The 12,352-nt window shown below is 38.7% G+C and carries 13 protein-coding genes and 1 pseudogene; 8 read left to right on the forward strand and 6 right to left on the reverse strand.

From position 1 onward, the window contains the following. Positions 1-115: 115 nt before the first annotated feature. A complete protein-coding gene (locus ACFOUV_RS15020; RefSeq protein WP_379497598.1) occupies positions 116-466 on the reverse strand; it encodes a hypothetical protein in 351 nt (116 codons plus the stop codon). A gap of 256 nt (positions 467-722) precedes the next feature. Between ACFOUV_RS15020 and ACFOUV_RS15025 the strand changes: the two genes are divergently transcribed. The 5 genes from ACFOUV_RS15025 to ACFOUV_RS15045 all read left to right on the forward strand — a co-directional run bounded on the left by ACFOUV_RS15025 (position 723) and on the right by ACFOUV_RS15045 (position 4,263). Then, entirely contained in the window at positions 723-1,664 is a 942-nt protein-coding gene (locus ACFOUV_RS15025; protein WP_379497599.1) for a nuclease-related domain-containing protein, read from the forward strand. Positions 1,665-2,119: 455 nt separating this feature from the next. Continuing rightward, the gene (locus ACFOUV_RS15030; RefSeq protein ID WP_379497600.1) at positions 2,120-3,070 is read left to right on the forward strand and encodes a hypothetical protein; all 951 of its coding nucleotides are present in this window, start codon (positions 2,120-2,122) and stop codon (positions 3,068-3,070) included. 141 nt (positions 3,071-3,211) lie between these two features. Further along, the gene (locus ACFOUV_RS15035) at positions 3,212-3,406 is read left to right on the forward strand and encodes a hypothetical protein (protein ID WP_379497601.1); all 195 of its coding nucleotides are present in this window, start codon (positions 3,212-3,214) and stop codon (positions 3,404-3,406) included. Positions 3,407-3,547: 141 nt separating this feature from the next. After that, a complete protein-coding gene (locus ACFOUV_RS15040; RefSeq protein ID WP_379497602.1) occupies positions 3,548-3,754 on the forward strand; it encodes a hypothetical protein in 207 nt (68 codons plus the stop codon). A 362-nt stretch (positions 3,755-4,116) separates the two neighbouring features. After that, positions 4,117-4,263, forward strand: a complete 147-nt coding sequence (locus ACFOUV_RS15045; protein WP_379497603.1) for a hypothetical protein — start codon at positions 4,117-4,119, stop codon at positions 4,261-4,263. Between the two features lie 359 nt (positions 4,264-4,622). Here the strand turns inward: ACFOUV_RS15045 and ACFOUV_RS15050 are convergent, their stop codons facing one another. The 4 genes and pseudogenes from ACFOUV_RS15050 to ACFOUV_RS15065 form a co-directional block, all read right to left on the reverse strand. Continuing rightward, the gene (locus ACFOUV_RS15050; RefSeq protein ID WP_379497604.1) at positions 4,623-5,462 is read right to left on the reverse strand and encodes an ABC transporter permease; all 840 of its coding nucleotides are present in this window, start codon (positions 5,460-5,462) and stop codon (positions 4,623-4,625) included. A 50-nt stretch (positions 5,463-5,512) separates the two neighbouring features. Continuing rightward, positions 5,513-6,526, reverse strand: a complete 1,014-nt coding sequence (locus ACFOUV_RS15055; RefSeq protein ID WP_379497605.1) for an ABC transporter substrate-binding protein — start codon at positions 6,524-6,526, stop codon at positions 5,513-5,515. A gap of 640 nt (positions 6,527-7,166) precedes the next feature. Next, positions 7,167-7,283 (reverse strand): annotated as a pseudogene (locus ACFOUV_RS15060) (GNAT family N-acetyltransferase); the annotation flags it as partial. A gap of 30 nt (positions 7,284-7,313) precedes the next feature. Continuing rightward, positions 7,314-7,928: a TetR/AcrR family transcriptional regulator gene (locus ACFOUV_RS15065; RefSeq protein ID WP_379497606.1), complete on the reverse strand. Its 615-nt coding sequence runs from the start codon at positions 7,926-7,928 to the stop codon at positions 7,314-7,316. A 188-nt stretch (positions 7,929-8,116) separates the two neighbouring features. Between ACFOUV_RS15065 and ACFOUV_RS15070 the strand changes: the two genes are divergently transcribed. From ACFOUV_RS15070 to ACFOUV_RS15080, 3 genes are all read left to right on the forward strand, one after another. Further along, positions 8,117-8,875: an SDR family NAD(P)-dependent oxidoreductase gene (locus tag ACFOUV_RS15070; protein WP_379497607.1), complete on the forward strand. Its 759-nt coding sequence runs from the start codon at positions 8,117-8,119 to the stop codon at positions 8,873-8,875. Between the two features lie 114 nt (positions 8,876-8,989). Continuing rightward, complete coding sequence (locus ACFOUV_RS15075) at positions 8,990-9,760, forward strand: SDR family NAD(P)-dependent oxidoreductase (RefSeq protein ID WP_379497608.1); 771 nt, start codon at positions 8,990-8,992, stop codon at positions 9,758-9,760. Between the two features lie 301 nt (positions 9,761-10,061). Then, on the forward strand, positions 10,062-10,784 hold the full coding sequence (locus ACFOUV_RS15080; RefSeq protein WP_379497609.1) for an NADPH-dependent F420 reductase: 723 nt from the start codon (positions 10,062-10,064) through the stop codon (positions 10,782-10,784). A 366-nt stretch (positions 10,785-11,150) separates the two neighbouring features. On the opposite strand, the gene ACFOUV_RS15085 is transcribed toward ACFOUV_RS15080, so the two are convergent. Next, entirely contained in the window at positions 11,151-12,212 is a 1,062-nt protein-coding gene (locus ACFOUV_RS15085) for a C40 family peptidase (protein ID WP_379497610.1), read from the reverse strand. Positions 12,213-12,352: the final 140 nt, after the last annotated feature.

Raw genomic sequence — 12,352 nt, forward strand, 5'->3', positions numbered from 1 at the left:
CCGTGCTTCCGAAAAGTGAACCCGACTGGGATTGTGGTTTCCTGGTCGGGTTTGTTATGAGGTATTATAATTTTAGTAGACTTTTTCTTAGGAGGTAGGATATGGGGTTTATTTTTTATTTTATTCCCATTGTATTTTTAATCCGATGTATGTCTACTTTATTTGCCCACGTGTCTTCACGTATAAGCTCTTGATTCGTAGAGACAAGACTGATTTCCTCTTTTAATGCACCAAATTCTTTCGCGTTGCCAATCTTCATTCCATCGATCTCTGCTTTCAGATGTTCTTGTCCAGACCGAAGTGCTGTTAATAGTTGACCATGTTCTTTGAGTTGAGTTCCGTGTTCCTTAAACTGAGCACTGTGTTCATCATGCTTTTTACTATGCTCTTTAAGAATACGACCATGCTCATCCAAGGTACCCATAATCTTCTCAAGCATTCCAATAATCTGATCTTCCTTTTCCATGTCATTCACCTTCCTCTCCTGATATTTATAATATAGCATACATTCGTCCAAACATAAATTGACATATTTCCAGCAAAAAAGCCTAAAAATGTATGAAAACGGAATAAAGCTGCTTTCGATAAATTGAAATTTAATTTTCCAAACGCCCTGGGGAAATTTCGGCTTCGTGTAATTTAAGAAAATTGAATTTTAGCAAATTGATAATTCGAACCTATTGCATATAATATATATATAGAAAGAAAGGAGTGCGTGTAAAATGAGTAAACGTCCAAAACCTCTTATTCTTCAAAAATACGAAGCCCTCACACCGAGAATCCCACAAAACTTCCCACGTTTGAGCGAAATTCAATATGAGCTAGCAAAATCGCATAAAGGATATATCGGGGAAATAAAAGTTGATTATTACTTGTCCATGCTCGCCCAGAGATATACCATCCTTCCAGATGTTTGCTTAAAAGTAAACGGCCAAACGTTCCAGATAGACAATCTTCTAATCACAGACCACGCGATTTACCTCATCGAAGTGAAAAACTACAATGGAAAAATCATCTTCAACACCATCCTAAATCAATTCACTCGCGACGACGGTGAAAACGAAACAGGTTTTCATCACCCCATCACACAGGTCGAATTTCAACAGATTAAATTACAAAACTGGCTACAGGAAAGAAGCCTCCTCAACCGTCCAATCTACTATCTTATCGCAATCAGTAATCCGGAAACGATCATTGAAGTTATAGGTAATCAGGAAGCCATTGCTAAAGTGGTAGCGCGCGGAGAGCATATACCCAAAAAAATCATGGATATAGAGCAGAGTCTGACAGATCGCTCAACCTTGCCCCATCAAAAACTCGGATATGAAATCAAGAGAGAATGCATCAATTTTGATAAAGATATTATGGCCAAGCATGGGGTGAAGATGAGTGATTTGTTACCCGGGGTGCAGTGTCCGGAATGTGGAAGATTGGGGATGGAGCGAATATACGCAAACTGGCTATGTCCACGCTGTAATAAACATTCCAAACATGCACATAAAAGAGCAATATATGATTACCTATTATGTTCAGGAAATGCAATATCGAACAAAGAATGCATGCGCTTTTTGAAAATTAATTCAAGAAGCCTAGCTACACGATTACTGCAATCCAGTAACCTTGCCTATCAAAAGGAGCATAAAATATGGATTAAGCTGAAATAAAGAGGGGAGGAAGATGCGCGATTCTTGGGAGAAGTTGAGCAATAAAGCTGGGAAGTTGCGCGATTCTTGGGAGAAGTTGAGCAATAAAGCCTGGAAGATGCGCGATTCTTGGTTGAAGTTGAGCAATAAAGCTGGGAAGTTGCGCGAACCTTGGTTGAAGTTGAGCAATAAAGCCGGAAGTTGCGCGATTCTTGGTTGAAGTTGAGCAATAAAGCTGGGAAGTTGCGCGAACCTTGGTTGAAGTTGAGCAATAAAGCTGGGAAGTTGCGCGAACCTTGGTTGAAGTTGAGCAATAAAGCCGGAAATTCGCGCGATTCTCAGCTGAAGTTGAGCAATAACTTCCAGAAGTCGCGCAGTCCTCCGTCGAAGTTGAGCGACAAAGCTTGGGAGGTGTGCAATCTCCCCAAAGTAGCTGCAACAAGAAATTCATATTCACAAAAGGATGTGGTAAAATAATGGCAATAATTACTGTTCTTGAAGATGTTTCAGATTATAAAGCTATACAACCAGATCAGGATGGGCTATGGAAAAAACTAATTGGGGAATTATTCGAAGAGTTTATGCTGTTTTTCGCTCCGGATCTGTATGAAGAAATTGACTTTACGATAGAGCCGAACTTTCTGCAGCAGGAGCTTTTTAAAGAAGTAATAATTGAAAAGAAAGGGAGGGTTAATGCGGATCAAATTGTGAAGGTCTTTATGAAAAGTGGTAAGGAAAGGTGGATTTTGGTTCATGTGGAAGTCCAGGGAATAGCGGAGAAGGAATTTTCAGAGCGGATGTTCAAATACTTTTATAAAATTTACGATAAATTTAACCGGGAAATTTATGCTATTGCCTTAATAACAGATGCCGAACAGTCGAGTAAATCTAATCGGTTTAGTTATTCCGAACTTGAATATGCATATAATATGTACGAATTCCATGGGAAAGACATCGAACAATTGGAGCAATCATCGAACCCATTTGCTGCAGCAGTTTTAGCTGGCATTTATGCGAGTAAAACGAAAAATGAGTCACATAAACGTTACCTTTTTAAACGAAAACTAATGATTGAAATTCTACAAAAATTTAGTTCGCAACGTGAAGATACCCGCACATATCTTACTAGTTTATTCTACTTCATTGATTATCTACTCCGCGTTCCAGCCGAGTTAAAAAAGAAATTAAGTGAAGATATCAGACCATTAATAGGAAAGGAGACGTCGCACACGATGAGAGCTGAAAAAGAGAAACTACCACCCACAATAGCTGAGTTATTTGCTGATGCGAAAGATGAGGGCCGGGAAGAAACGAAAAAGATGCTTGCGCAAGAGTTAATGCGTGAAGGTTTCTCAGATGAGCACATTGCCAAATTAACGAAATTAGGAATAGAAGAAGTAGTGAAGCTGAGAAAATCACTACAGTGAGTAGTTCATTAATAGAAAAACAGCCTCCTACTAAGTAGTTTATTCCACACCATCGATTATCTACCCCAAGTTCCAGCCGAGTTAAAAAAGAAATTAAGTGAAGATATCAGACCATTAATAGGAAAGGAGGCGTCGCACACGATGAGAGCTGAAAAAGAGAAACTACCACCCACAATAGCTGAGTTATTTGCTGATGCGAAAGATGAGGGCCGGGAAGAAACGAAAAAGATGCTTGCGCAAGAGTTAATGCGTGAAGGTTTCTCAGATGAGCACATTGCGAAATTAACGAAATTAGGAATAGAAGAAGTAGTGAAGCTGAGAAAATCACTACAGTGAGTAGTTCATTAATAGAAAAACAGCCTCCTACTAAGTAGTTTATTCCACACTATTGATTATTTACTCCAAGTTCCAGACGAGCTAAAAAAGAAATTAAGTGAAGATATCAGACCATTAATACGAAAGGAGGCGTCGCACACGATGAGAGCTGAAAAAGAGAAACTACCACCCACAATAGCTGAGTTATTTGCTGATGCGAAAGATGAGGGAGTAGTAAAAGGAAGAGAAGAAACAAAAAAGATGCTTGCGCAAGAGTTAATACGCGAAGGTTTCTCGGATGAGCACATTGCAAAGCTGACAAAATTAGATCAAAAAGAAATTATTAAAATAAGGAAATCATTGCGTTAATGTAGAAAAGGAACTCCGACTTGTCGGAGTTCCTTTATTAAAGTAATCTTTTGCAGGAATTAAAAGATGCGCGGTCCCTGCCCGAAGTTGAGCAATAAAGGAGAAAGTAGAAAGCACGGGAACGGTTCTCCTGCTTCCGTTTCAAAAAAGAGGAAGAAAGAGAACCGTCCCCGTGCTTCTTTTCATGGATATAGCGAGAGTCCAAGATCTGGTGCCTGTCACTTCCCGGAATTTGTCATTTTATGTCGAGGGTTAGTAGGTTATAAGGCTATAAGAATATGTTAAAATGAAGGTGCAACTGAATATTGTGAGGGTGGTTGGTTGTCGCTCTTCTTTCCTTTTTAGGAAAGGAGGTGATAATCATGGAAACATTTCTTGAAGTCATTCGTGAAATTGTGAAGGGTATTGTTCGTGAAAGTGCGGCATATATTTTTCGGAAAAGCGTATTAGACCAAAAGAAAACCACCCCGCGCCGTCGCAAGCAAAAGGGTGGTTCTCAATACAAATAAAGTTGTTTGACAACCATCACCCTGACGGTAGAGGTTGCAGGAGAAGTGTTAGTTGCACTTCTCCTTTTATCTATATCCATTATACATGAAGTTATTCCAAGTTTCTAGTAGCGATAAGAATTTTTGAAAGTCTATTTTAATGTAGATAAGTTCGGCTTTTGCGTGGTCCTCCGCTGAAATTGAGCAATAAAGCCAGAAAGTCGCGCGCTTCCCGTCGGAAGTTGAGCGATAAAGCCCGGAAGTTGCGCAATCCCTCACCGAAGTCGCGCGATCCCCGCCCAAAGTTGAGCAATAAAGCCAGAAAGTCGCGCGATCCCTGCCCGAAGTTGCCGCAATAAACCCAGGAAGTCGTGCAATCCCTAATGTCTTTCCGATATAGCTAGAGTCAATCGATCAATAATAATCGCAATAAAAACAATACTGATTCCCGCTTCAAAGCCCTTCGCAACATCAATTTGGTTTAAAGCTGTCAATACTTCCAAGCCGAGGCCTTCCACACCGACCATGGATGCGACGACAACCATTGCAAGTGCCATCATCGTTGTTTGGTTGACGCCGAGCATGATGGTTGGCAATGCTTGTGGTAACTGTAGCTTTTTTAATAATTGCCATTTGGTCGAACCAAATGATAAACCGGCTTCTACCATTTCTTTTGGAACCCCGCGAATTCCCAGATTCGTCAGTCGGATAATCGGTGGCAATGCATAAATAATGGTGGATATGACACCTGGAACGAGACCTAGCCCGAAGAAAAAGATACCGGGAATAAGGTAAACAAACGTTGGCATGGTTTGCATGGCGTCAAGCACCGGTTTGATTAAGATTTCAAATCGTTTATTCAGTGCCATGACGATGCCGAGTGGTATCCCAATAATGACCGATATGAGCACACTCGCCATGACCATCGTTAATGTAAACATCGTCATATCCCATAAACCAAAAGTACAAATCAAAAGTAAAAATAGCGTATACAGAATACCTGAGGACACCGATTTATATTGCCAAGCCAATAAAAAGACGGTTAAAATAAAGTACCACCAAGGGACCCACGTTAGAAAGTCATTTAAATGAAGAAGCATCCATAAAAGCCCAGATGAAATCCCGTCAAAGAAGCCGCTCCAATGTACCGTCAGCCAATCAACAATATCGCTTATATAATTACCAAAAGGGTAGGTTAGATTTTCTGGGTATTCAAACATATGTAAAGGTTGCTAGGTACAACCTCTCACCTCACTTTCTATTCTGCTATTTATAGAGCTGAACTTACTTTCTCAGCGACATCACTTGGAACCCATTTACTCCACAAATCCTGATGTTCACTCAGCCACCATTCGGCAGCTTCCTTTGCGCTTGCATTATTTTCTTGCATATATAGCAGCGCTTCACCTGTTAATTCATTCGTTGTTTGATAGTTTTCGAGAAATTCAGTTATTTCTGGCGCCCGTTGGGGAAGATCTTTATGGGAAACAATATAGATTTGATTTTCCGGAAAGGCTGTTCCATAATTTTCATTCCAAGTCTCTAGCTCATACTCGGGCTCGATTAAAAGCGTCATATCATACTTACTCAAAATCCATGTTGGTGACCAGTAATACCCAACCCATGGCTCAAAATTCTTAAATGCCTTTTCAATGGATGCACTTGTTGCGCCTGCAGATCCCGGTGAAAAATAATTATAATATTCATCAAGACCATATGTTTGAACCTTTTGGCTCATAATTTCCTGTGCAACGGATCCACTATGTCCACCAACAATTCTTCCTTTCGATGGATCTGCCGGATCTTGAAACAGTTCCGGATATTTTTTTAAGTCTTCAGCGGTTTTTAAATCCGGTGCCATCGGTTCAATCCCATTTTCAGGGTCTCCTTCAATCACAAATGTTGGCACAAAAAAACCTTGCATGTCTGTCGTGAAATTAGTCCCAAGTTCGACCACTTCGCCAGCTTCTAGCGCTTCCAAATAGGGTTCTTTGAGGTTGTTAAACCAAAGCTCCATATAAACATCAATCTCACCTGTTCGAAGACCTGTAAATGTCGCAGCGGAAGAACCGTTCGTAACTTCAAAATTATAATGATAGCCGTTTTCAACAATGAATCCTGCTATTTCGTTATGTACAAGCAGACTATCCCACCCAGCATCCGCAAAGGTGATGGTTCCTTTACTCGGTTCACTCGTTTCCTTTGACGCTACACTGCTGTATATACCTAATCCAATTAAAAGGCATAACATAAATGACCAAATATACTTCCACTTACTTCTCATCTTCTCTCTCCTTTCTGTTAGTAATTATATATGTTTAATCGGTTTTATCAACCTGAAATATTCATAGAAAAGGAATGATAGACTACAATCGCCCCTCTCATAAGTTATTGATAAAAGGTAGTACACGAGTAAGCACATTGTCAAACTGATAAAATTAGATCTAGAAGAAATTATCAAGATAGGAAAACTTTGCTTTAATGTAGTAGAAGAAGGGACTCCGATTTGTTTAACGGGTTCCGTTTCCCATCGCAAAACTTGAAAACACACCCATAATTGTAAGATAAAAGAGACTGGGACAAAAGTGTTTTAACCAAAGTAAAATCTGAACATAGTTGGTGCATATATACCGCTACGGAAATACACTACGCTTTCCGCGGGCGCTGCTGAGCCTACTCCGAGCTATCGCTCTACGGAGTCTCACCTAGGCTTTTCATCCCGCAGGAGTCTCCGTGTATTTCCTTCGCTATTATGGCGAAATGTTCGGCTTTGAGTTAAACACTTTAGTTATGTCCCAGGCTCTTGTTTCCAATTAATCGCCCAATTCATATTGCACTAGACTATTTATTGAGTTGATTTTAAAATGTTTCTTTCACTAGACAACCAGTTTTGTTTAACAAGAAATTCATATTAACAAACCTTTTTATAAAAAAACAAGGGTTGCATTATCGTTTAACTTTTTGCTGACCCCTGTTCTGGTATAGCCCATCATTTCATATAAGTAACAATTTCGTTCTCCTTCATTATTTGTTGCTTTTTCTAACATAACTCCCATACTTCACCCATCCTATCAATCAAGGTTTTGATTCTTGAAATTCATCGCAATTACTTTATCCGAATAAAAAGATGTTAATTGTTCGCTCATAACACTTGTAGAGAAAATAAAATCCTTTTTAATCCAATACTTTATGACACCAATTGTAGCGTGGACTTGAAAGCTAAGAAAGACATCATACTTTGTTTCCTGAGCGTCAGTTTCTCGTTCAATATAAATTTCTTTACTAAATAAATTCCATAAAAACAGCTCGAACCGTTTATATATATCTGGATTCACCTCTATAAGATCTAGAGCTTTAAACAACTTTTTATGCTTTTCGATATGTTCAAATAGGAGATTATTAGAAGGAATAACCCCATTTAAAAACACCTTGCCCTTATTTCTGTATGGTTTTTTAATAGACTGATGTATGCCTTCGATAGCATCTTGGTATAACTCTTCCAAAAGATCGATTTTATCTTGGTAATGGATATAGAAAGTACCTCTATTAAAATCAGCTCGATCAGTAATTTCGCTAATTGTGATAGAATGCACATCATTATTTTCTAAAATAAGATCTATAAAAGCATTTTTTAGTAACTTCTTTGTTAATTGTTTCTTTCTCATTTGTCGATTTGGATTATTCAACATACATCATCCTTTTATCCCGTTTATCAAGCCTTATAATAAACAAACCTAGTCACTTTGTTGAGTATTTAACATATTCATTATACCTGCTTATTGAGTGTTAAGTCGAATAACTCTATCATATAAATGAAAGCGCTTTTAAAATTTAACTTCTTTAAAATGCGGAGTGACATATAGGAGGAATAATAATGGGACTATTAGATGGAAAAGTAGCGATTATTACTGGCGGGGCGAAAGGTATGGGGGAATTTCATACAAGAAAGCTTGTTGATGAAGGTGCAAAAGTTGTAATCGGAGATCTTGATGCCGAAAATGGAGAAAAAGTAGCAAGAGACATCGGGGAAGATAAAGCTATTTTTGTAGAGTTAGATGTTACAAATCCTAATAGTTGGGACACGGTAGTACAAAAGACTAAAGATACATTTGGTACTATTGATATTTTAGTGAATAATGCAGGACTTGCAGGTGCGATAACTGGACTTTTAGATATAGAAGAAGGCTTGTATAAAAAAATAATTGATATTAATCAGAACGGAATATTTTACGGCATGAGAGCCGTCTTGCCTACAATGGTTGAAAAAAATAATGGGTCCATTATCAATATTTCTTCGCTTGCTGGATTGAGACATGACATTACTGTGAATCCAGCTTATACGGCTTCAAAATTTGCAATTAGAGGCCTGACAAAACAGGCAGCATATGAGTTTGCGGATAAAAACATTCGCGTCAATGCTGTTCTTCCAGGAGCAATACTCACGCCTATGGCTGAAGCTACATTAACTAAAGAGCAAATTGATGATGTGTCTCAAAACCTGCTTCCAATGAAACGCTTTGCAGATCCAAAAGAAGTTTCCGAAGTCGTAGTGTTTTTAGCATCTGATAAAGCTAGTTATGTAAGTGGAGGAGACTATGTAGTTGATGGAGCAAGGGCGACTATAAATAAATAATTAACATTATGAATTCGAAAAAATGTAAATAAGATTTGCTTGGATTTAAGATGTCTTAAAGGAAGAGTATATCATTCTAAACGAATTAGAACTACTTTTATAGGAGGAAATAGAATGGCTAGATTAGATGGTAAAGTAGCAATTATTACAGGTGCTGCAGGTGGAATGGGGTTAACTATGGCCCAAACGTTTGCTGAAGAAGGAGCAAAGGTAGTAGCGGCAGACATACAATTTGAACTTCTACAAGAAGGAGTAAATGAAATTAATACTAAGGGCGGGGATGCACTTGCTTTAAAACTAGATGTGTCTTCTCCTGATGAATGGAAAAGTGCAATTGATGAGACTGTTAAAAAATACGGTAAGATCGATGTGTTAGTAAATAATGCTGCTATTCAGATAGGAAAAAGTGTTAAGGAAGCAACACTAGAAGAATGGAATAAAGTTTTGGCAATAAACGCAACTAGTGTATTTCTAGGTATGCAAACTGTTATTCCTAAAATGCAGGAAAACGGTAAGGGATCAATCATTAACATGTCATCAATCGGTGCTATTGTTGGTGGAGGTCCTGATGGGTATGATGTAGCCTACAGTGCTTCTAAAGGTGCTGTTCGATCGATGACAAAGCATGCTGCAAAAGTACTGGCAAAAGATAATATTCGTGTGAACTCTGTACATCCAGGTGTAATTAATACCCCGATGGTAGAAAGCTCGTTGAAAGATAATCCTGAATTGAGAGAAACAATAGAAGCCAATTTCCCGCTTCCACCGCATCTAGGTGATCCTAAAGACCTTGCATATATGGTGTTGTTTTTAGCATCTGATGAGTCTAAGTTTGCTACAGGAAGTGAATTTGTAGTAGATGGAGGCGCTACCTCAACAAAGTAATTAATTTAATTTGATTTTTTTAAGGCTGTTTTAGGTTTTCTTGTTCACTTAAGATTAACATTCCAATAAATAAATACATGCGGATGAGGGAAAAGAAATTCTCCTTTCCCGCATGTATTTGGTTTTTAAGACAGGAGATTGCTCTACAAAAAACCAGCCTGCTGGTATAATTTAAGTACTTAGTTTTTAATACATTGCACAAAATCGTCTGAATAGGCCCCTGTTAGATGTAAGCTAAATCTTCTATGCATTTAGTCATTGAATCTAAATTCATCAAAATTATATTTAGGAGGAAAAAATAATGAGATTTGGAATTATAGGCGCCGGACCAATAGGGACAATTATTTCTAAAAAATTAGTTAAAAATGGACACGATGTTAATATTGCAGATGCTCGAGAAATTGAACGTTTAGAAGGAAAAGAGATTGCTGGAACACCTGTGAGTGTAGAAGATGTAATAACAGATATTGATGTTCTAATCATATCTATCCCTCTTCATGTAATCCCAAGCATTCGCAATATTGTAGATAAAGCTCGAGAGGAAATTATCGTTGTAGACACTTCAAATTATTATCCTTTTAGAGACAATAAAATTGAAGAAATTGAAAACGGCATGGTTGAAAGCGTTTGGGTTTCAAATCAATTAAGCAGACCTATCATTAAAGCCTTCAGCAATCTATTAGCTTATACTTTAGAAAATAAAGGGGCCCCCGAAGGCAATAGTGGTCGTATTGCCATGGCGATTGCCGGTAATGACCTATCACAAAAGCAAATAATCATGGAACTAGTAAATGAGCTAGGCTTCGATGCAGTGGATAGTGGCTCTTTAACTGATTCGTGGAGACAACAGCCGGGTACTCCCGCATACTGCACAGAACTAACAAAAGAAGACTTATCGGAAGCATTGAAAAAGGCAGATAAAGAAAAAGCCCCATTCCTACGTGATAAAGTAATGAAGAAGTTTTCAGCTGGATTGTCACATATAGATATTGTGAATCTAAACAGAGAAACATATAATTCATAAATTTGGAAAACTATTGATAATGCTCTGGTATATAACTTAAATAGAATAGAAGATCAAGTTCACGTTTATGTTTAAGTTTGCGTTATTGCTTTGATTGTATATTTAACTAATTAACAAAAAAGAATCGCTGTCTAAAGCGATTCTTTTTATATCGAAAGTCGCGCGACCCACCGCCGAAGTTGCGCACTAAAGCCAGAAAGTCTCGCAATCCCGCTAGGAAGCACGGGACGGTTCTTTTGCTTCCTCTTTTTGATTCGGAAGCAGGAGAACCGTCCCCGTGCTTCCCCACCCCCACACTCAAAAAAAGAAACCCCAGCCTGCGCCAGAGTTCCTTCCCTTAATAATAGCTAACCTATCACAATACCCTTAATAAAACCTCTTAAAACTATCAAAATGCTTCTTCCAATAAGAATTATCTAAGCTTGTAATCTGTACGCCGCCACTAGATCCGGCTTGGATCATTTTATTGTCTCCGATATAGATTCCCATGTGAGAGATTCCTGCTTTATACGTACCTTCGAAGAATACGAGGTCTCCGACTTGTGGGGAGCCTACATAATAGGAACGATCAAAGTATCCTTGTGCGGATGTGCGGCTGATGTCCATGCCTGCTTGTTTGTATGCGTAATAGATAAATCCGCTGCAATCAAATCCGTTTGTTGTTGTGCCGCCCCATACATATGGTGTACCGATCTGGGCTTTTGCCACGCTGATTAATTTATTTACATTATAATCAACATCTGCTGCAGGTGCTTTGCTTGCGCTGCTGCTAGATACAGGTTTAGATGATGAAGCTTTACCACCGATATTCAATTTCTGTCCAATCAAGATTAAATCGGATTTCAAGCTGTTCCATGATTTCAAGTTAGAAACCGTTACGCCATTTTGTGATGCAATGCGAGATAATGTATCACCGGATTTTACCGTATAAACAGATGTAGAATCAACTTTACTTGAGGGCTTCGTAGTTGTCGTTGTAGGAGTGCTAGCAGTCGACCCGCCGCCATTCTTACTCACAACAAACTTATTCCCTGGATAAATCAAAGTCGTATTCAAGTTGTTCCATTTCATCAAGTTCGATAGAGAAATACTATGTTTTGAGGCGATGCCACTTAAGGTGTCCCCGCTTTTAACTGTATAGGAAGTAGATGTATTAGTAGATGTAGTAGTAGAATTAGATTTTGTTCCTGACGTTGACCCTGTGCTGCGGTCTGTTTCAATGACCTGATTCGGGAAAATGATGTCAGATGTTAGACTGTTTACCGATTTCAAAGCCGATACGCTTGTACCATGTTTCTGTGCGATAGACCAAAGTGAATCTCCGCTCTGAACTTTATATGATGCTGCTTCTGCTTCGTCTACCGCGAAGAATGCTGATGCGATAGCTGCTGAGGCAGTAACCGACATAAAAATTTTCTTATTAGCCAATTTCATATCCCCCTGTTGTCCAACTCCTGTAACCTAAGAAATTCGCGTCCCTAACAATAAGTGCGCATTCTCAAGCAGTTACCTTCCTTGGCAATGTATCTCTGTTTATCCAATATCTAACAGAAACTAACACTAGTATA

The sequence above is a fragment of the Oceanobacillus longus genome (genome assembly GCF_042650085.1).
GTDB lineage: Bacteria > Bacillota > Bacilli > Bacillales > Amphibacillaceae > Oceanobacillus > Oceanobacillus longus.

Excerpts from the sequence above, each read along its gene's own strand:
- ACFOUV_RS15020 (WP_379497598.1), bottom strand. The coding sequence starts at position 466 with ATGGAAAAGGAAGATCAGATTATTGGAATGCTTGAGAAGATTATGGGT.
- ACFOUV_RS15025 (WP_379497599.1), top strand. The coding sequence starts at position 723 with ATGAGTAAACGTCCAAAACCTCTTATTCTTCAAAAATACGAAGCCCTC.
- ACFOUV_RS15030 (WP_379497600.1), top strand. The coding sequence starts at position 2,120 with ATGGCAATAATTACTGTTCTTGAAGATGTTTCAGATTATAAAGCTATA.
- ACFOUV_RS15035 (WP_379497601.1), top strand. The coding sequence starts at position 3,212 with ATGAGAGCTGAAAAAGAGAAACTACCACCCACAATAGCTGAGTTATTT.
- ACFOUV_RS15040 (WP_379497602.1), top strand. The coding sequence starts at position 3,548 with ATGAGAGCTGAAAAAGAGAAACTACCACCCACAATAGCTGAGTTATTT.
- ACFOUV_RS15045 (WP_379497603.1), top strand. The coding sequence starts at position 4,117 with ATGGAAACATTTCTTGAAGTCATTCGTGAAATTGTGAAGGGTATTGTT.
- ACFOUV_RS15050 (WP_379497604.1), bottom strand. The coding sequence starts at position 5,462 with ATGTTTGAATACCCAGAAAATCTAACCTACCCTTTTGGTAATTATATA.
- ACFOUV_RS15055 (WP_379497605.1), bottom strand. The coding sequence starts at position 6,526 with ATGAGAAGTAAGTGGAAGTATATTTGGTCATTTATGTTATGCCTTTTA.
- ACFOUV_RS15070 (WP_379497607.1), top strand. The coding sequence starts at position 8,117 with ATGGGACTATTAGATGGAAAAGTAGCGATTATTACTGGCGGGGCGAAA.
- ACFOUV_RS15075 (WP_379497608.1), top strand. The coding sequence starts at position 8,990 with ATGGCTAGATTAGATGGTAAAGTAGCAATTATTACAGGTGCTGCAGGT.
- ACFOUV_RS15080 (WP_379497609.1), top strand. The coding sequence starts at position 10,062 with ATGAGATTTGGAATTATAGGCGCCGGACCAATAGGGACAATTATTTCT.